This is a genomic window from Pseudochelatococcus sp., from assembly GCF_050946405.1.
GTDB lineage: Bacteria > Pseudomonadota > Alphaproteobacteria > Rhizobiales > Beijerinckiaceae > Pseudochelatococcus.
On the sequence record NZ_JBMNUS010000006.1, the window covers coordinates 199162 to 218230 of the forward strand.

The window sequence follows — 19069 nt, forward strand, 5'->3', positions numbered from 1 at the left end:
GGATGACAAGTATCGGATGCAGACGAAAAACGTCCAATTCACCGGATGAAACTGTACAACTCATCCTGTTCGATTTAGCTGGATAAGATTCGGAAATTATCCGAACGTTGTATATTTGCATAATTGCCATGATCAGGCTTTTTCCGTATCAACTGTGGCGTGTAGAGCCCTTTCCCTGCCCGGGGCATCGGGGCGCATCGTGGAAAGGATGATCGCGTGACCGTTTTGCTGCATCGCACTTGCCGGTCCTCGGCGCCTTGGCGCATGCTCATGCCCGTAGCGCTCTCGCTGTCCCTTTTCCTCACCGCATGCGGCGAAAGCGAAGAAGCGCAGGCGCCGGAGCCGCGTCCCGTCCGCAGCGTCGTGGCGACACGGCAGGCGGCGAGCGAGACGATTTCCCTCACGGGCCAGGTGGAGGCGCAGAACGAGGCGAGCTACGGTTTTCGCATCGGCGGACGCATCGTCGAGCGGCTGGTGAATGTCGGCGACAGGCTGGAGCCCGGCCAGGTGCTGGCGCGGCTCGATCCGCAGGACGAGCAGAATGCGCTGCGTTCGGCGCAGGCCGCTCTCGCCGCCGCCAATGCCGATCTCTCCCAGACCCGCAATCAATACGAGCGCCAGCGCCAGCTCCTGTCGCGCGGGTTTACGCCGCGCGCGCAGTACGAGCAGGCGGAACGCGCCTATCTCGCCGCCCGCTCGCAGGTGGAAGACGCCGAGGCGCGCCTGAAGATGGCGCAGGACCGGCTGGCTTTCACCGAGCTGAGGGCGGATTCGGCCGGCGTCGTCACCGCGCGCCGCGCGGAAGCCGGCGAGGTGGTGCAGGCCGGCCAGCCGGTGATCGAAGTTGCCCGGCAGGACGGGCGCGATGGCGTGTTCGAGGTACCCGCGGCACTGCTCACGTCCCTGCCGTCCGATCCGCAGGTGGAAATCGTTCTGGCGAACGATCCCGGCGTGAAGGCGCTTGGCCGCGTGCGCGAGGTGGCGCCGCAGGCGGACCCGATAACGCGCACTTTCCGCGTGCGCGTGGGCCTCATCGATCCGCCCGAGGCGTTGCGTCTCGGCACGACGGTGGTCGGGCGGGTGCTCGTGGATAACGGCGAGGCGATCGAGGTGCCCGCGACGGCGCTCACGCGCCTGAACGACAGGTCGGCCGTGTGGGTGGTGAACCCGGCCGACAACACTGTCAGCCTGCGCAACGTGGAAGTGCTGCGCTTCACGCCCGCCGCCGTCTCGATCGGCGAGGGGCTCGAGGCGGACGAGATCGTCGTGACGGCCGGCGTGCAGGCGCTGCATCCGGGTCAGCGCGTGCGCCTGCTGGGAGCACAACAGTGAAGGGCGGCTTCAACCTCTCCGCGTGGGCGCTGCGCCGTCGCTCCATCATCATCTATCTCATGGCCATCGCCGCCGTGGCCGGCGTGATGGCGTTCAAGGGGCTGGGCCGGGCGGAAGACCCGACCTTCGTCATCAAGACCATGGTCGTGCAGGCCAACTGGCCCGGCGCGACGCTGGAAGAAACGTTCCGGCAGGTGACGGAGCGGATCGAGCGCAAGTTGCAGGAAACGCCGCAGCTCGATTATCTGGAAAGCTACACGAAGCCGGGCACCACGACGATCTTCGTGCATCTTCAGGGCGCGGCGACGGCTGCCGAGGTGCCGGACATCTGGTATCATGTGCGCAAGAGCGTGGGCGACATCCGCCACACCTTGCCGCAGGGTATGATCGGCCCCTTCTTCAACGACGATTTCGGCGATACTTTCGGCATCATCTACGGCTTCACGGCAGACGGCTTCACGCATCGCGAGCTGCGCGACTATGTGGAAGATGCCCGCTCCGAGCTGTTGCACGTGCCCGATATCTCGAAGATCGAGATTCTGGGCGCGCAGGACGAGCGCATCTTCATCGAATTCTCGATGCAGCAACTGGCCAGCCTCGGCATCGATCGGGCCGCGGTGCTGGCAGCGCTTCAGGCGCAGAACCTCGTGCGCCCCTCCGGCGAGATCCATACGGAGGCGGAAACGCTGTCCGTGCGCGTTTCGGGCGCCTTCACGGGCGAGGCGGACATCGCGAACGTGAATTTCGTGGTGAACAACAGGCTCATCCGCCTGTCCGACATCGCCACCGTCCGCCGCGGCCTCGCCGATCCGCCGCAGCCGATGTTCCGCGTCAATGGCGAGCCGGCGATCGGCCTCGCCATCGCGATGCAGGACGGCGGCGACATTCTCGCCATGGGCGCCGACATCGACGCGACCATGAATCGCATCGTGGCCAACCTGCCGGTGGGAATCGAGGCGCATCTGGTCGCCGATCAGGCGGTGACGGTGGAAGGCGCCATCGCCGAATTCATGGAAAGCCTGTGGCAGGCGGTGGTCATCATTCTCGTGGTGTCTTTCATCGCGCTGGGGGTGAGGGCGGGCGCCATCGTCGCGCTGGCCATTCCGCTCACGCTGGCGGTGGTGTTCGCCGTCATGCAGATCGCCGGCATTGACATGCAGCGCATTTCGCTCGGCGCGCTCATCATCGCGCTGGCGCTCATGGTCGACGACGCCATGACCACCACGGACGCCACGCTGACGCGCCTCGCCGCCGGCGACGACAAGGTGAAGGCCGCTTCCTTCGCCTTCACGGCCTATGCCGCGGCCATGCTGGCCGGCACGCTGGTGACGGTCGCCGGCTTCGTTCCCGTGGGGTTCGCTGCGAGTTCCGCCGGCGAGTATACGTTCACCCTGTTCGCGGTGGTGACGATCGCGCTCATCGTCTCGTGGCTGGTGGCGGTGCTGTTCGCGCCGCTGTTGCAGGTGCTCATCCTGCGCGCTCCGCCGAAGGCGGCGAATGCCGCCGCCGGCGCGGCGCCGAAGGGGCTGCTCGGCGTCTATCGCGGCTTTCTCGTCGGCTGTCTCAGGCTGCGCGTGGTGACGATCGCGGTGACGCTGGGCCTGTTCGTGCTGTCGGTGCTGGCGCTGCCGCTCATTCCCCGGCAGTTCTTCCCGTCGTCCGACCGGCCGGAGCTGCTGGTGGACCTTTCGTCGCCGCAGAATTCCTCCATCTACGCCTCCGAGAAGGTGGCGCGGGATTTCGACGGGCTGCTGAAAGGCGACCCGGACGTGGAGCGCTGGAGCACCTATGTCGGGCGCGGGGCCATCCGTTTCTATCTGCCGCTCGACGTGCAGCTTCCCAACGATTTCTTCGCGCAGACGGTGATCGTGGCGAAGGACGTCGCCGCCCGCGACCGGTTGCGCGCCAAACTGGAAAAGGCGCTGGCGGAGGATTTCCCGCAGCTCGTCTCGCGCATCTCGCCGCTGGAGCTCGGCCCGCCCGTGGGCTGGCCGGTGCAGTATCGCGTTTCCGGCCCGGATATCGAGAAGGTGCGCGCCATCGCCTTCGATCTCGCCGCGGCGGTCGCCTCGTCTCCCCTGGCGGAGAAGGTGAACTACGACTGGATCGAGCCGGCGCGGCAGGCGCGCATCCGCGTCGATCAGGACGAGGTGCGCCTGCTCGGCCTCTCCACCGCCCAGCTCGCCGGGGTGCTGAACACCGTGTTTTCCGGCGCGCCTGTGACGCAGGTGCGCGACGACATCTATCTCATCTCCGTGGTGGCGCGCGCCGACGACGAGGAGCGCGTCTCGCTGGAACGGTTGCCCAATCTTCAGGTGCCGCTGCCCGGCGGGCGCACCGTGCCGCTGAGCCAGATCGCGACCTTCGAGTTCGATCAGGACTATCCCGGCATCTGGCGGCGCGACCGGGTGCCGACCCTTACCGTGCAGGCGGATGTGGGACAGGGCGTGCTGCCGGAAACGGTGGTGGACGAACTGACGCCGAAGATCGAGGAACTGCGCGGGAAGCTGCCGCAGGGATATCGCATCGATGTCGGCGGCACGGTGGAGGAAAGCGCCGCGTCGCTCGCTTCCGTGATCGCCGTCGTGCCGGTGATGCTGCTGCTGATGTTCACCGTGCTGATGTTCGAGCTGAAAAGCTTCCAGCGGCTCATCGTCGTGATTTCGGTGGCGCCGCTGGGGCTTCTCGGCGTGGTGGCGGCGCTGCTCGTGTCCGGCAGGCCGCTGGGGTTCGTCGCCATTCTCGGCGTGCTCGCCCTCATCGGCATGATCACCAAGAACGCCGTCATCCTCATCGGCCAGATCGAGGCGGACCGGGCGGCGGGCAAGAAGGTTCTGGACGCGGTGGTGGATGCTTCCTCCAGCCGTTTCCGGCCGATCATGCTCACGGCGATATCCACCGTGCTGGGCATGATCCCCATCGCCCCGACGGTGTTCTGGGGACCGATGGCCTTCGCCATCATGGGCGGGTTGCTGGTGGGAACGCTGCTCACCCTCATCTTCCTGCCCGCGCTGTATGTGACCTGGTTCGGGCCGGATACCGGACCCGAGCGGGAATCCGCCGAAACCGCATCCACCCCGGCCCCCGCCGAAGGCGCCGCGCGCGCCTGAACCCGGACGGGGCCGTGCGCCTCCACCGGCCGGCGGATCCAACCGGAGACAGGACCCATGCCCGAGACAGGTGGTGTCCTGACGCTCTTTTGTCTTCTCGCTGACCCCGGCGCAGCACCTCCCGGCTGCTCCCCCGTTAACCGCGATACGCTGCCGGAAGGAGTGTAATCCATGGGTTTCATCGGTATCATCGTCAGTCTGGGTTTTCTGAGCTATCTGGCCTTTCGCGGCTCCAGCATTCTCGTGCTGGCGCCGCTGGCGGGGCTCATCGCCGCAATCTTCTCCGGCATGCCGCTGCTGGCGAGCTGGACGCAAACCTTCATGCCCAATGCGGCCGATTTCGTCTCCCAGTTCTTTCCGCTGTTCCTGCTGGGGGCCATCTTCGGCAAGCTGATGGAAGATTCCGGCTCCGTCACCTCCATCGCCAATTACATGACGGAGAAGCTCGGCGCGCAGCGCGCGATTCTGGCCGTCGTTCTGGCGGGTGCGATCGTCACCTACGGCGGCGTCAGTCTGTTCGTGGCCTTCTTCGTGCTGGCGCCCATGGGCATCGCCCTGTTCCGTTCGGCCGGCGTGCCCCGGCGTCTGATGCCGGGGGCCATCGCGCTCGGCACGTCCACGTTCACCATGTCGGCCATGCCCGGCACGCCCTCCATCCAGAACGCCATTCCGATGCCGTTCTTCGGCACCACGCCTTTCGCCGCGCCGGGCCTCGGCATCATCGCCTCCGTCGTGATGCTGGCCTTCGGCATGTGGTGGCTGACGTTGCGTGAAAAGAGCGCGCGGGCGCGCGGCGAGGGTTTCAGCCCCGTCGATCTTTCCGTCTCCACGACCGAATCCGTCGAGGACGCGACCGAGGACCCGATCGTGCGCGAACGCGCCACGACCGCCGGCTCCTTCGATCCGGCCGAGATCCATCACAGCGAGGAAACGCATAAGGGGCCGCCGATCTTTCTCGCGGCCCTGCCCATCGTCGTCGTGATCCTGGTCAACCTGCTGATGTCCTTCGTCGTTCTGCCGCTCATGAACACGGAGTTCCTGGCGCTGCCAGAGTGGGGCGGCGTGTCGCTGTCCGCGGTCGGCGGTGTCTGGTCCGTCATCGTGGCGCTGCTGGCGGCCATCATCACCGCCATCGCCATCAATTTCCGCGGCGTGCCGGAGCTGCGCGCCACCGTGTCGGCGGGGGCCAACGCCTCGGTGCTGCCGATTCTCTCGGTGGCGAGCCTCGTGGGTTTCGGCGCCGTCGTCGCTTCGCTGCCGGCTTTCGAGGATGTGCGCAACTGGGTGCTGGGCATCCAGGGCGGCCCGCTCGTGTCGCTGTCCGTCGCCACGAACATCCTGGCCGCGCTCACCGGCTCCGCCTCCGGCGGCCTGACCATCGCGCTGGATGCGCTCGGCCCGACCTATTTGCAGATCGCCCGCGATATCGGCATGGATCCGGCCCTGATGCACCGCGTGGCCGTGATCGGTTCCGGCACGCTCGACAGCCTGCCCCATAACGGCGCGGTGGTGACGCTGCTCGCCGTGTGCGGCGTCACCCACAAGGAGGGTTATCTCGATATCGTGATGGCCGGCATCGTGGGGGCGCTGCTGGCTCTCGTGACGGTCATCATTCTCGGCTCCGTGGCGGGGAGTTTCTGAGCGTGTCCCCGATCGAGAACGAGACGCCCCGCCGCCTGCGCCAGTTGCGTCGCTTCATCGCGCGCGGCGTGGTGATGGGCCGGTGGGCGATGGTGCCGCTGTTCGTGGGGCTGCTGGTGGCGCTCGCGCTGCTGGTGATCACCTTCTTCATACAATTGTGGAGTTTCATCGTTGCGATCGGCTCGATAAGCGATACCGAGAGCATCATGAAACTGCTCACCCTCATCGATCTCGCGCTGATCGGCGGGCTTATCGTGATCGTGGTTTCTTCCGGCTATGCCAATTTCGTGGGAAAGCTGGACAATACTTCGTCGGAAGACTGGCCGGTCTGGATGACGCGCATCAGCTTTTCCGGCCTCAAGCTCAAGCTGTTCGCCACGCTCATGGCGATCACGGCGGTGGCTTTTCTCAAGGCGCTGATGCGGCTTGAGGCGGATGTGAGCGAGGCGCAGGTGCGCTGGCTGGCGGTGGCCTGCGTGGTGTTCATCCTGGCCTACGCCACGCTTGCGCTGACGGATCGGTTCACGCATACGGACGACGATGCGTGAGGCGCGGACGGTGAGCGATTTCGGCCTGCGGCGGGCGGCGAAACCTCTCGCCCGCCGGGGGGAGTGACATGAAGGTACTTGTGGGTCTCGTGGCCGCAGTCGCAATCGGTATCGCGCTGTCTCTGGCCCATTCCATTTTCGCGCCGGTGGCGTTCGCCCTGTTCATCATCGCCGTGGTGTGGCCGATGCAGAGCGCGCTGGAGCGGCGCATGCCCGCGTTGCTTGCCACCGTCGTGACGCTGCTCACCACGCTGCTGGTGGTCGGCGCCGTTACATGGTTGATCGTCTGGGGGCTTGGGCACGTGGGACAATGGGCCTTCGCCAATACCGCGCGCTTTCAGGCTCTTTACGATCAGGCGGGCGCGTGGCTCGAAGGGCATGGTTTCGTGCCGGCGGCGCTGATCGCGGAAAATCTCGACGTGCGCTGGCTGCTGCGGGTGTTTCAGGATCTCTCGTTCCGGCTTCAGGGGCTCACCAGCTTCCTCATCTTCACTTTCGTCTACGTTTTGCTCGGTTTGCTGGAAGCGCGCAGCATCGAGAGCCAGCTCCGCAAGCTCGGCGCGGGCGGCGCGCACGCGGAACTGGGCCGGTTCCTTCTCGCCTCGGTGGCGGATATCGCCCGCAAGTTCCAGAAATACATGGTGGTGCGCACGCTGATGAGCATCGCCACCGGCTTCATCGTGTGGGCCTTCACCCTCACCGCGGGGCTGGAACTGGCGCTCGCCTGGGGCGCGCTCGCCTTCGCACTGAATTACGTGCCCTTCATCGGGCCGTTCGTGGCGACGCTGCTGCCCACGCTGTTCGCGCTGGCGCAACTCGGCTCGTGGGAAATGGCGGTGTTCGTCTTCGTCAGCCTCAACGTCATCCAGTTCCTCACCGGCAGCTACATCGAGCCGCGCATGGCCGGGGCGGCATTGGCGACATCTCCCTTTCTGGTGCTGTTCTCGGTGTTCTTCTTCGCGTTCCTGTGGGGCATCGCGGGCGCCTTCATCGGCGTGCCGATCCTGATCGCCGGCCTCACCTTCTGCGCGCATCATCCCTCCGGCCGCTTCATCGCCGATATCTTTTCGGGGCAACCGGCGGAGAAGAAGCGGCCCGGGATCGACGGCCTCGCCTGACGGCGACGCCGCCTCATATTCATGCGGAAAGCGCGCACGCCTGTCGTTCCGACGCATCGGGGCGCGGCGGCGCTTCCGCCGCGCGCATGCCGAGTTTCGCCAGAAGCGCCGCATCCGCGTCGCGGGCGGGATTGCCGGTGGTGAGCAGCACGTCGCCGGTGAAGATCGAATTCGCGCCGGCAAGGAAGCACAACGCCTGCATCTCGTCGCTCATGGCGTGACGCCCCGCCGACAGCCGCACCACGCTTTGCGGCATCAGGATGCGGGCGAGCGCGACGAGACGGGCGAAGGAGATGGCGTCCGCCGGCTTCGCCTTGTCCATCACCGGCGCGCCCTCGATGGCGTTCCACATGTTGAGCGGCACGCTTTCGGGGTGGCGCTCCAGCGTGGCGAGCGTCACCAGCATGGCGATGCGGTCGTCCACCGTCTCGCCCATGCCGACGATGCCGCCGCAGCATACCTTGACGCCGCCCGCCCGCACGTTGGCGAGGGTTTCCAGCCGGTCGTCCAGCGTCCGCGTGGTGACGATCTGCGGGTAGAAGGCGGGCGAGGTATCGATGTTGTGGTTGTAGTAATCGAGCCCGGCCGAAGCGAGGCGCTCGACCTGCGCCGGCGTCAGCATGCCGAGCGTGACGCAGGTCTCCAGCCCGAGCGCTTTCACGCCCGCGATCATGGCGCAGACGGCATCCATGTCCCGATCCCTGGGGCTGCGCCACGCCGCGCCCATGCAGAAGCGCGTCGCGCCGCCTGCCCTGGCGCGGCGGGCCTCGGCCAGCACGCGCTCCACCTGCATGAGCTTGCCCGCCTTGACGCCCGTTTTCCAGTGCGCGCTTTGGGAGCAATAGCCGCAATCCTCCGGGCAGCCGCCCGTCTTGATGGAGAGCAGCGTCGCGGTTTCCACCACCGCCGGGTCGAAATGGCGCCGGTGGATTTCCTGCGCGCGGAAGAGCAGCGCCGGGAAGGGGAGATCGTAGATCTCCCGCGCTTCGGCCACGCTCCAGTCGGTTCGCACGGAGGCGGTCCGCAAGGAGTCCGTTCGTATGGCGGCGGTTCGTATGGCGGCGGTCTGCGTCGCCGGCAGGCCGGTTGCTTCGGTTGCGACGCTCATCGGCCGGTCTTCTCGAAGAAGCGGGCCGGGATGAAGCAAACGCCGAGCGCCACCATGGCGATATTGATCAGATCGCCGAGGATGAAGGGCATGAAGCCAAGCGCCACGATCCGGTCCACCGGGACAAAGAAAGCGAGCCACGGCAGACCGGCGGCATAGATCACGCCAAGCCCCGCCAGCATGGCGAGTGTTTTTCCGCCCGCGCCGCGCCCGCGCGCCAGCGCGCCCGTCACCGGGTTTGCCGCGAGATAGCCGATGAGATAGCCGCCCGTCGGGCCGGCCATGTAGGCAAGGCCGATGCCGCGCTCCGGAGTGCCGGAAAAGACCGGCAGGCCCGCCGCGCCCGCCGCGAGATAGGCGAGGAAGGTCGCGGTGGCGAGGCGCGGCCCCGCCGTCACCGCGATCGCCATCACGGCCAGCGTGTGCAGCGTCATCGGCACCGGCCATGAGGGTACGCGCAGCTTGGCGCAAAGGGTGATCAGGGCCGCTCCCGCCACGATGAGGGCGACCGTCTGCGCGATGGTTCTGAAGCCGGATTTTTTGACGCCGGTTCCGGAGAAGGCGAGTGTCTGGCTCATGCCGGTTCCTTTCATTTATAGATAATCCGATGGGCTATCTATAAGGAATCCACAAGATCGGCTGAGTCGCAAGAAAAATATAGATAATATCAGCCTACGATGGCGAACGCGTCCCGCTGGCGGCCGCCGGCGGCGGGAACCGGCCGATGGCCGATCCACTGCACATGCCGCGCGAGCGTGGCGCAGGCGGTTTCGATATCGCCCTTGCGCAGGGCGGCCAGGATGGCCCGGTGATCGTGATCGGTCCGCGCTTCCCAATCCGACCGCCACGCCGCGAAGAGGAAGCGCGCGCTCGCCGCATGCAGGTCGTCGATGGCCGCGAGCAGGCGCGGCATGCCGCAGGGTTCGAGGATGAGACGATGGAAGCGGCGGTTCGCTTCCTCCCAGGAGCGCACGTCGCGCGAATCGTCGCCGGCCTTCGTCGCCTCGTCGGCGGCGGCGAGAACGGCCGGCGTCAGGTTCCGGGCGGCATGGCGCAGCGCCAGCACCTCCAGCGCCGCGCGCATCTCGGCGACCTCCTTGACCTCCGCCAGATTGAAGGCGGCCACCCGGACGCCGCGCCGCGGCTCGCTGACGGCGAGCCCCTGCGCCTCCAGCCGCCGGAATGCCTCGCGCACCGGGACGTGGCTGGCGCCGAACTCCACCGCGACATGATCCTGCCGCAGCCGGGCGCCGGGCTCGATCTCGCCGGCGATGATGCGGTCCGCCAGCGTCCGGCTGATACGGGCGGCCAATGTCTCTTCCGATCTTGCGCTCATGTATTATAGATAATTTGAAGCGTCCATTATGTCGATCATGTCGGCGGGGCGGACCGCCTATTGGGCCGGCGAGAGGGTCGTTTCCGCCGCGGCGGGCGCCTGCACGGCATGGAGCCGCCGGTAGAGGCCGTTCGACGCCAGCAATTCCGCATGCCGGCCTTCCTCGGCGACGCGGCCGTTCTGCACCACCACGATGCGGTCGGCATGGGCGATGGTGGCGAGCCGGTGGGCGATGACCAGCGTGGTGCGGCCTTGCGACAATTCGCCCAGCGATTGCTGGATGGCGCGTTCGGTCTCCGTGTCGAGCGCGGAGGTGGCTTCGTCCAGGATCAGGATCGGCGGGTTCCTGAGGAAGATGCGGGCGATGGCGAGACGCTGCTTCTGCCCGCCGGAAAGCTTGACGCCGCGCTCGCCGATCACGGTGTCGAGCCCCTCCGGCAGCGCGGCGATGAGGTCGTCCAGCCGCGCGCGGCGCACCGCCTCCCGGATCTCGTCCTCGCCGGCATCGAGGCGGCCGTAGGCGACATTCTCGCGGATGGTGCCGGCGAACAGGAAGACGTCCTGCTGCACGATGCCGATGTTGCGGCGCAGCGAGCGCAGCGTCATGTCGCGGATGTCGATGCCGTCGATGGCGATGGCGCCGGAATCGGCCTCGTAGAACCGCGGCAGCAGCGAGCAGATCGTCGTTTTGCCGGACCCCGACGGCCCGACGAAGGCCACCGTCTCGCCGGGCGCGATCGTCAGGCTGATGCCGCGCAGCACCGGCCTGTCGGGCACATAGCCGAAGCGCACGTCGTCATAGCGGATCGCCCCGCGCAGGAGGCCGGCGTCGACCGCCCCCTCCCGGTCGTCGATGTCGGGACGGGTGGCGAGAAACTGCACGTAGCGCTGGAAACCGGCGAACCCTTTCGGATAGGTCTCGATCACGGCGTTGATCTTGTCGATGGGGCGGAAGAAGACGTTCACCAGCAGCAGGAAGCCGACGAAACCGCCGGCGCTCAGCTCGCCCCGGATGACGAAGAAGCTGCCCGCCAGCATGACGACGATCTGCACCAGGCGCATGGCGAGATAGCTCAGCGTCGTGGAGGCGGCCATCACCTTGTAGGCTTGCAGCTTGGTGTCGCGGTAGGCGCGGTTGTCCTGCGCGAACAGGCGGCGCTCGTGGTCCTCGTTGGCGAAAGCCTGCACCACGCGGATGCCGCCGACGTTCTCCTCGATGCGGGCGTTGAAGCGCGCCACGCCGCCGTAGAGCGCGTGCCACGTCGCCGTCATGCGCCCGCCGTAGCGCGCCGTCACCCAGGCGATGAGCGGCACGATCAGCGCCGTGATGAGCGCGAGCGGCGCATGCACCCACAGCATCAGGGCGAAGGCCCCGAGCAGGGTCATGATGGCGATGAAGACGTCTTCCGGCCCGTGATGGGCGACCTCGCCGATCTCCTCCAGATCCTTCGTGAGGCGCGCGACGAGGTGGCCGGTCTTCTGGTTGTCGAAGAAGCCGAAGGACAGTTTTTGCAGATGGTCGAATGCCTTGCGGCGCATCTCGGTCTCGATGTCGATGCCGAGCATGTGCCCCCAATAGACGACGACGGCCTGCAACCCGCCGCTGACGAGATAGGTGGCGAAAAGCCCCGCCATGGCGAGCACGATGAGCCCCCACTCGCCCGTCGGCAGCAGGTGATCGACGAACAGCATCACCGCCAGCGGAAAGGCGAGCTCCAGCAGGCCCGCCGCCACCGCGCACCAGAAGTCGAGCAGGAACAGTTTCAGGTGCGGGCGGTAATAGGCGGCGAAACGTTTGAGGAGGTCGGTCATGGCGTCACGTCGGTTTGGCTGCCGGTCGGGCGAAGCGCGGGCGGATGACGTTGCATGGAGCCGGCCGGCGGCTCCTGTCAATCCTCGCGCGCGTCGTCGCCCGCCGCGCCGCGCCGCCAATAGGCGAAGGCATGGCATCCGTCGTGCGTCAGGCCGGCTTCCTTCAGCGCGAATCGGCGGATCGCCCGCGCCTGCGCGTGCTCGCATCCCGCCCATATGAAAGGCGGCTCGCCGCCGTCGCCGAGCCAGGGATGATCGCGCAACGCGCGCTCCAGCAGACCGGTGCCGTCGCGGTGCAGCCAGCGCAGATCGAGGCGGGCGGCGGATGTCAGCGGCTGCTCCTCGGCGGCGTCCGCCACCTCCACGAAAGCCGCCACCTCGGCGTGGGCCGGCAGGGTTTCGAGCTGGCGCGCGATGGCGGGCAGGGCGGTTTCGTCGCCCAGCATGATGTAGCGGCGCGCCTCGCCGATGACGCTGCCGCCGGGGCCGGTCATGCCCACGATGTCGCCCGGCCGCGCATGCCGCGCGAAACCCGCGCCGGGCGCGTCGTGACCGTGGCCGTCGCCGTGCAGCATCATGTCAATGGCGACCTCTCCCTTCCGCACGTCGATATGGCGGATGGTGTAGACGCGCGCCGCCGGCCTCGCCGCGCCCTGCGGCCATTGCGGCCGCCCGTCCTCGCCGCACACGGGCCATTGCGGCGCGGCCGGGCCGGGCGGCGGAAACAGCAGCCGCACATGCAGCCCGCCGGTGGCGAAGCGGCCGAGATCCTCGCCGGAGAGCACGATGCGGCGCATGCGCGGCGTCACATGAGTGACTGACGCCACGCGCATCTCGCGAAAATAGGGCAGCGGCTCTCCGGCGGCCCGGCCGTCGCCGGTCCAGCGAATCGCCGGTTCCTGCCCGCCGGCGAACTCCAGCACATGCTCGGCCACGATCAGCTTGAGGAACGACAACCCGGTGTCGTCGCCGCTCTCCAGCGCCACGGTCAGCGCGTCGCCGGCGATTTCAACGCGGGCGGTGCCGTAGTCGGCCCGGAACAGCGCGCCGTCGCCGAGGCGCTCCACCGGCACGTGCTCCGCCAGATGGTCGCACAGGCGGTTCAGCAAATCGCGCGGATCGGCCAGCGCGATGCGGGTCGCGGCCGCCAGGCGGGGGGTAGTAGGGCGCGGATCGGTCATGCATGCTCTCCGTTGTCATCGCCCGGCGCCGGCGCGCCCGCGGCCGAGCAGCCAGACCAGATACGGGCCGCCGAGCAGCGCGGCGAACAGGCCGAGCGGCAGTTGATAGGGAAAGGCCGCCATCCGCGACAGCCAGTCGGACAGCATCATCAGCCCCGCGCCGATCAGCACGCCGCCGGCCATGCCGGGAAGGGCGCGCGTGAGGCCGACGAGCCGCGCCAGATGCGGCGCGATCAGGCCGATGAAGCTCAGCGGGCCGACGAACAGCGCGGCGGTGGCCGTCAGCAGGCCGGCGAGCACGATCAGCGCCGCGTGGCTGCGCCGCACCGGCACGCCGAGGGCGGCCGCGGTGACGGGGCCGAGCGGCAGGATGTCGAGCCAGCGGCCGGCGAAGGGGAGCGGCGCGAGCAGGAGCACGGCGGCGACGCCCGCCAGCAGCGCCTGCTGCGGGGTGGCCATGTTTACCGAACCGCTGATCCAGCGCAGCAGGGTAAACGCCCGCTCGCCGCCGGTGGCGATCACCGCCGTCAGCACGGCCGAACACAGCGCGCCCATGGCGACGCCGCCGAGCAACAGCCGCTCCGGCCCGAAACCGCTGCGCGCGGCGATCGCCAGCATCAGCACCAGCACGACGATCGCGCCCGCCGCGGAGGCCGCGAGCTGGAGGCCGAGGCCCGGATTGTCGACGAGATAAAGTGCGGCCGTCAGTCCCGCGCCCGCGCCGGTGCCGACGCCGAGAATTTCCGGGCTGGCGAGGGGATTGCCCGTCACCCGCTGCAACAGCATGCCGGCGCCCGCCAGCATCGCGCCGCTGGCGGCGGCGATCCCCAGATGCGGCGCCCGCCACGCCAGCAGGTCCGCGAACAGCGCGCCGGTGGCGATCGTCCAGCCGTCCGGCCCGCGCCCCAGCGCCAGAGCGGCCGCCGCCACGCCAAGACACGCCAGGGAGAGGGCGGCGAGCAGCCGCCACGGCCGCCGGCTGCGCATGCCCGTGGCCGGGCCGGCATGCAGCGAGGGCCATTCCGCCATGCGGATGCGCGGCAGAAGCCACAGCAGCAGCGGGCCGCCGAGCAGCGCCGTCGCCGCGCCGGTGGGAATGCGCTCGCCCTGCGCGCCGGCCATGAGCTGAACGCAGCCGTCGGTCAGCCACAGCAGGATCGCGCCGATCAGGGGCGCCGCGATCATGCGCGCCCGCAGCGTGCGCGCGCCGCCGAGATGGGCGAGAGTAGGCGCGGCGAGGCCGATGAAGCCGATCACGCCCACCTCGGCGGTCACGGTCGAGGCGAGCCATACCGCAAGCCCGATCGCCGCGAGTCGCATGGCGTCGACGGCGATTCCCAGATTGCGGCCCGTCGCGTCGTCGAGCCCGAGGATGGCGAGCGGGCGCAACAGCAGTACCGCCCCCGCCGCCACGACGGCGAGCCGGATGCCGATGGTCGTCGCCGCGCCCCAGTCCTGCTGGGCGAGCGCGCCGCCGCCCCAGATGAACAGCGAGAACATGTAATCGCCGTTGGCGAGAATGAGCGCCGCGCTGGCGGCGGTGGCGGCCAGCGCCGTCATCATGCCGGCGAGCACGACGGAAACCGGCTCCAGCCCCCGCTTCCAGGTGAGGGCGAGAATGAGCGCCGCCGCGCCGACGCCGCCCGCCAGCGCGACGCCCTCGCGCGACAGGGCCATCAGCGAGGGAGTGGCGATGGTGGCGGCCGCCATCGCCAGTTGCGCGCCCGCCGCGATGCCGAGCGTCGACGGCTCGGCCAGCGGGTTGCGCAGCACCCGTTGCAGCAGCAGGCCGGCTAGGCCGAGCGCCGCGCCGGCCGCCAGCGCCACCGCCGCGCGGGGCAACAGGCCGTGGGTGAGGATCACCCGCCCGATCTCCCGCATGTGCGGGGCGGAAAAGGCCGCGTCGGACAGGTGCAGGCCGATTTCCACCGCGAACAGGATCGCGGCCAGCAGGGCGGCGGCGCCCCAGAACAGCAGCGGGCGCAGGGCGAGGCGGTCAGTCATGAAGCAGGCCTCCGCCGTCCCGCCCGCCGCTCTCGGGCAGGGCGGCGAAAAGCCGCGCGAAGCGGCGGGCGGCAGGCAGGGCGCCGAAATGATTGACGGGCTCCATGATCGCCACGCGCCCCGCCCGCACCATGGGCAGCGCCCGCCATAGCGCGCTCGTCGCCAGCACCCGCCGCGCCTCGGGCGGTATCGGCTTCACGACGACGACCCGCGCCTCCGGCACGCGCGCCAACGCCTCGATCCCGACCGGCGCGGCGGCGGAATAGCTTGATGCGCCCTCCCAGGCATTGGCGAACCCCAGCCTGTCGAGCACGTCGCCGAACAGGCTGTCGTTGCCGAAGGCCCGGAAATGCCGCGCATCGCCGAGGTTGATGACGAAGACCGGCCGGCGTTCCGCGCCCGCGAGCCGTCCGCGCAGATCCCCGATGGCGCGGCGGCTCTCCTCGATGACGCCTTCGGCCTCGCGGGTTCTCTCCAGCCGCTCGCCCAGCGCCCGCGCCGCCCGCTCGGCATGCGCATAGGGCGGCTTGCCGCGCTGGAAGATGGTGACGGAAAAGACCGGTGCGATCCGCTCGTAGAGCGGCCCGAGATGCTCGTAGAAATTCGAGAGCAGGATGAGGTCCGGCCGGACGATGCGCAGCAGCTCGAAGTTGGGCGCGCCCCGCAGCCCGAGGTCGGCGACGCTCGCGGGGACGGCCGGCTCGACCACGTATCGGCGGAACTGGATGAGTTCGCTTGCCGCGACCGGCACCACGCCGAGCGCGAGCGCCGTCTCCAGCATGGCCCAGTCGATCGCCGCAACGCCCGCTCCGGCCTGCGCGGCGGCGGGCCCTGCCAGCGCCGCCCCCGCCAGCGCCTTTCCTCCCACGGCCAGCGCCGCGCGGCGCGTTATCCCGCAAGGGGGCATGGGCGCCTCACTCCACATAGCCGATGGGCCTGCCGGTCGCCGGATGGGGCAGAATCCCCATGCGCACGCCGAAGAGGGCTTCCAGCACGGCGGCGTTCATGATCGCGGCGGGCGCGCCGCGCGCCATCAGCTCTCCCTGGCGCAGGGCGAGGATCTCGTCGCAGATCATCGCGGCCATGTTGATGTCGTGCAGCACGATGACCGCCGTGAGCCCGCGCGAGCGGCTCAGCCGGCGCACCAGCGCGAGCATTTCGGCCTGATGCGCGATGTCGAGCGCGGATGTCGGCTCGTCGAGCAGCAGGCAGCGGGCATCCTGCGCCAGCATCATGGCGAGCCACACCCGCTGACGCTCGCCGCCCGACAGGCGGTCGACGAGCCGGTCGCGGAAGCCGGAAAGGCCCGTGTCGGCCAGCGCCTCCTCCACCTTCGCCCGGTCGCGCGCGGTGAACCGCCCCAGCGCGCCATGCCAGGGAAAGCGCCCGAGCGCCACCAGCTCGGCCACCGTCATGCCCTCGGCGGGCGGCGTGAACTGGGGCATGTAGGCGACGGCCCGCGCGAAATCGGCCGCACGCCACTCGCCGATCGCCTTCCCCATGAAGCGCAGGCGCCCGCCGGTGGGATCGAGCTGGCGCGCCAGCATCCTGACGAGCGTGCTCTTGCCCGAGCCGTTGGGGCCGACGAGGCCATGGATGCGCGCGGGCGCGATCGCCAGCGTCAGGCCGGGAATGATGGTGCGGCGGGCAGCCGAAAAGCCGACCCCCTCCAGTTCGTAGAGGGGGGCGGCGGAAGCGTCGGCCGTGGCGGTGGCTGGGGTCATAAATCGATATGAGCCTTGAACTTGAACACCCGCCCCTCCGCGTAGCCGCAGGTGAACTGCGTCTGGCAGCTCGCCACGTATCTCTTGTCGAACAGGTTGGTGACGTTGAGGTCGACGCCCCAGTTGTCGCGCTTGTAGCCGATGCGCCCGTCGAACACGGTGGCCGAGGGCACCTTGAGCGTGTTCTCGTTATCCACCCACGACGAGCCGACGTAGCGAATGCCGCCGCCCAGCACGAGCCCCTTCAGCAGGCCGCTGTCGAACGTGTAATCGAGGCCGAGCGCCGCCTGTTGCTCCGGGATGATGTAGGGCGTGTTGCCGATGAGGGCCGTGTTGGCGTCGTTGGTGATCTCGAGGTCGAAGGCGGTGAAGGACGCGAGCACGCGCAGGTTGTCGGTGACGTTGACCTTGGCCTCGAACTCCACGCCCTGCGAGTTGACCTCGCCGATCTGTGTTTCGGCCAGCAGCGGGCCGGTGATGACGTTTTGGCGCGTCAGGTCGAAGAAGGACAGCGTGAACAGACCGTCGACGAAGGTCGGCCGGTATTTGACGCCGACCTCGTACTGGTGGCCGCTTTCCGGCTTGAACATGTTGGTGGCGAGCGATGAGCCGATCGAGGGCAGGAAGAAGGTCGCAATGCTCGCGTAGGGCGTGATGCCGTTGTCGAACTCGTAGGCCAGGCCGGCGCGGCCCGAGAATTTGGCGTCCGTGCCTTCATAGGCCGGCGTGCCCTTCGCCTCCGTTTTCACGTAATCGTAGCGCCCGTTCAGCGTCGCGATCCAGCCGCCGCCGAAACGGATCTGGTCCTGCAAGTAGAGGCCGACCTGGTTTTGCTTGATGTTCTGGTCGATATAAGGACTGCGCAGGCCCTGCAAGGCGCCGTAGACGGGAAAAACGGCGCTGATCGGCGTCGCCGCGCCGGTCGCCTGTATCTGGTTCATGTCGATGTATTTGTAGTCGATCCCGAACAGCAGCCGATGGTTGAGCGGCCCGGTATCGACCTCGCCCTCGAGCTGGTTGTCGACCGTTACCGATGTCACGTCGCTTTCGTGGCCGAAGTTGATGCGCTGGAGCAGGAAGTCGGGGTCCGTGGGGACGGGCGAGAATCCCAGATATCCATATGCATAGAGCGAGCTTTCCTTGACGTCGCTGTAGCCGAAGCGGAAATTCTGCCGCACGGCCCAGCGGTCATTGATGGCGTGCTCCAGCTCGTAGCCGACCGAAACCTGCCGGCGCTCGTAGGAATCGATGTCCGGCTCGGTGAAGTTGGCGTCGCGCCTGATATGGCCGAAGGGCGCGGGGCGCGCGGTGCCGATGTAGGGCAAGAAGGCGCCGCCGCCGTGGTTCTGGTCGAAGAACGTGTAATTGCCGAGCACCGTCAGGCTGGTGTCGCCCGTGGGCCGCCAGGTGAAGCTCGGCGAGAAGGAGCCGCGCAACTCCTCGGCGAAGTCCGTGTAGCCGTCGCCGCCGATGAAGATGCCGGAGAAGCGGTAGTCGAGCTTGTCGGTCAGCCTGTCGCCGATGTCGACGCCGAGATAGGCGGTGCCGGCGTCGTTGATGCCGGCCTCGATATAGCGCTTGCGCTCGCCGGTGGGGCGCTTGCTGACGTAGTTGACGATGCCGCCGGGGTTGCTGCCGCCGTAGAGCACGGAGGCCGGCCCGCGCAGCACCTCGATGCGCTCCAGGTTGAACGTATCGATATAGAAGCCGCCGAAGCCATAGCTGAACAACGGCAGGCCGTCGAGGTAGGCGCCATTCGCCGTCGCCTGGAAGCCGCGGATGAACATCCAGTTGGTGTCGCTGTCGGCGCCGAAGGGCTGCGCGAACACGCCGGCCGTGTAGCGGAGGGCCTCGTCCACCTTCTGCGCGCCCTGATCGTCGAGCTGCCGGCGGCCGATGACCGACACCGATTGCGGAATGGCCTCGATGGGCGTGCTGGTTTTGGACCCCGTCGCCGTGCGCCGCGCGACATAGCCGTTCACCGGACCCGTCGCCGACCCGCGGCCGCCCGTTTCCTCGACGACCACAGGCTCCAGCGTGAGGCTCGCTGCGGCCTCCTGGCCGAAGGCGCGCCAGGGCACGGCAATCGCCAGCAGAGCCGTCGTGGACAAGAGTATAAGGCCGGAGCCGGAGCGCTTCGTCATTGCCGTTTTCC

The 19069-nt window shown here is 68.3% G+C and carries 14 protein-coding genes; 5 read left to right on the top strand and 9 right to left on the bottom strand.

The window, feature by feature from the left end; genetic code table 11:
- The first annotated feature begins 264 nt into the window (after positions 1–264).
- From ACOYJQ_RS11170 to ACOYJQ_RS11190, 5 genes are all read left to right on the top strand, one after another.
- Positions 265–1332: an efflux RND transporter periplasmic adaptor subunit gene (locus ACOYJQ_RS11170; RefSeq protein ID WP_433458461.1), complete on the top strand. Its 1068-nt coding sequence runs from the start codon at positions 265–267 to the stop codon at positions 1330–1332.
- Positions 1329–4442: an efflux RND transporter permease subunit gene (locus ACOYJQ_RS11175; RefSeq protein ID WP_433458463.1), complete on the top strand. Its 3114-nt coding sequence runs from the start codon at positions 1329–1331 to the stop codon at positions 4440–4442. Before ACOYJQ_RS11170 ends, ACOYJQ_RS11175 begins: the two co-directional genes overlap by 4 nt.
- A gap of 171 nt (positions 4443–4613) precedes the next feature.
- Positions 4614–6083, top strand: coding sequence for a GntP family permease (locus tag ACOYJQ_RS11180; protein ID WP_433458465.1), 1470 nt, complete (start codon positions 4614–4616; stop codon positions 6081–6083).
- 2 nt (positions 6084–6085) lie between these two features.
- Positions 6086–6631 carry a YqhA family protein gene (locus ACOYJQ_RS11185; protein ID WP_433458467.1) on the top strand — a complete coding sequence of 182 codons (546 nt, stop codon included), beginning with the start codon at positions 6086–6088 and terminating at the stop codon, positions 6629–6631.
- A 68-nt stretch (positions 6632–6699) separates the two neighbouring features.
- A complete protein-coding gene (locus tag ACOYJQ_RS11190; RefSeq protein WP_433458469.1) occupies positions 6700–7749 on the top strand; it encodes an AI-2E family transporter in 1050 nt (349 codons plus the stop codon).
- A 19-nt stretch (positions 7750–7768) separates the two neighbouring features.
- On the opposite strand, the gene bioB is transcribed toward ACOYJQ_RS11190, so the two are convergent.
- From bioB to ACOYJQ_RS11235, 9 genes are all read right to left on the bottom strand, one after another.
- Complete coding sequence (bioB, locus tag ACOYJQ_RS11195; RefSeq protein ID WP_433458471.1) at positions 7769–8857, bottom strand: biotin synthase BioB; 1089 nt, start codon at positions 8855–8857, stop codon at positions 7769–7771.
- Entirely contained in the window at positions 8854–9435 is a 582-nt protein-coding gene (locus ACOYJQ_RS11200) for a biotin transporter BioY (protein ID WP_433458473.1), read from the bottom strand. Before ACOYJQ_RS11200 ends, bioB begins: the two co-directional genes overlap by 4 nt.
- A gap of 89 nt (positions 9436–9524) precedes the next feature.
- The gene (locus ACOYJQ_RS11205; RefSeq protein WP_433458475.1) at positions 9525–10193 is read right to left on the bottom strand and encodes a GntR family transcriptional regulator; all 669 of its coding nucleotides are present in this window, start codon (positions 10191–10193) and stop codon (positions 9525–9527) included.
- 57 nt (positions 10194–10250) lie between these two features.
- Positions 10251–12005, bottom strand: coding sequence for an ABC transporter ATP-binding protein (locus ACOYJQ_RS11210; protein ID WP_433458477.1), 1755 nt, complete (start codon positions 12003–12005; stop codon positions 10251–10253).
- 77 nt (positions 12006–12082) lie between these two features.
- Entirely contained in the window at positions 12083–13186 is a 1104-nt protein-coding gene (locus tag ACOYJQ_RS11215) for a DUF2218 domain-containing protein (RefSeq protein ID WP_433458479.1), read from the bottom strand.
- A gap of 15 nt (positions 13187–13201) precedes the next feature.
- On the bottom strand, positions 13202–15190 hold the full coding sequence (gene fhuB / locus ACOYJQ_RS11220) for a Fe(3+)-hydroxamate ABC transporter permease FhuB (protein ID WP_433458481.1): 1989 nt from the start codon (positions 15188–15190) through the stop codon (positions 13202–13204).
- Positions 15183–16097 carry an ABC transporter substrate-binding protein gene (locus ACOYJQ_RS11225; protein WP_433458483.1) on the bottom strand — a complete coding sequence of 305 codons (915 nt, stop codon included), beginning with the start codon at positions 16095–16097 and terminating at the stop codon, positions 15183–15185. The genes fhuB and ACOYJQ_RS11225 overlap by 8 nt, the downstream gene beginning before the upstream one ends.
- Positions 16098–16104: 7 nt before the next feature.
- A complete protein-coding gene (locus ACOYJQ_RS11230) occupies positions 16105–16914 on the bottom strand; it encodes an ABC transporter ATP-binding protein (protein ID WP_433458485.1) in 810 nt (269 codons plus the stop codon).
- Positions 16911–19058, bottom strand: a complete 2148-nt coding sequence (locus tag ACOYJQ_RS11235) for a TonB-dependent siderophore receptor (RefSeq protein WP_433458487.1) — start codon at positions 19056–19058, stop codon at positions 16911–16913. Before ACOYJQ_RS11235 ends, ACOYJQ_RS11230 begins: the two co-directional genes overlap by 4 nt.
- Between the last annotated feature and the right edge of the window lie 11 nt (positions 19059–19069).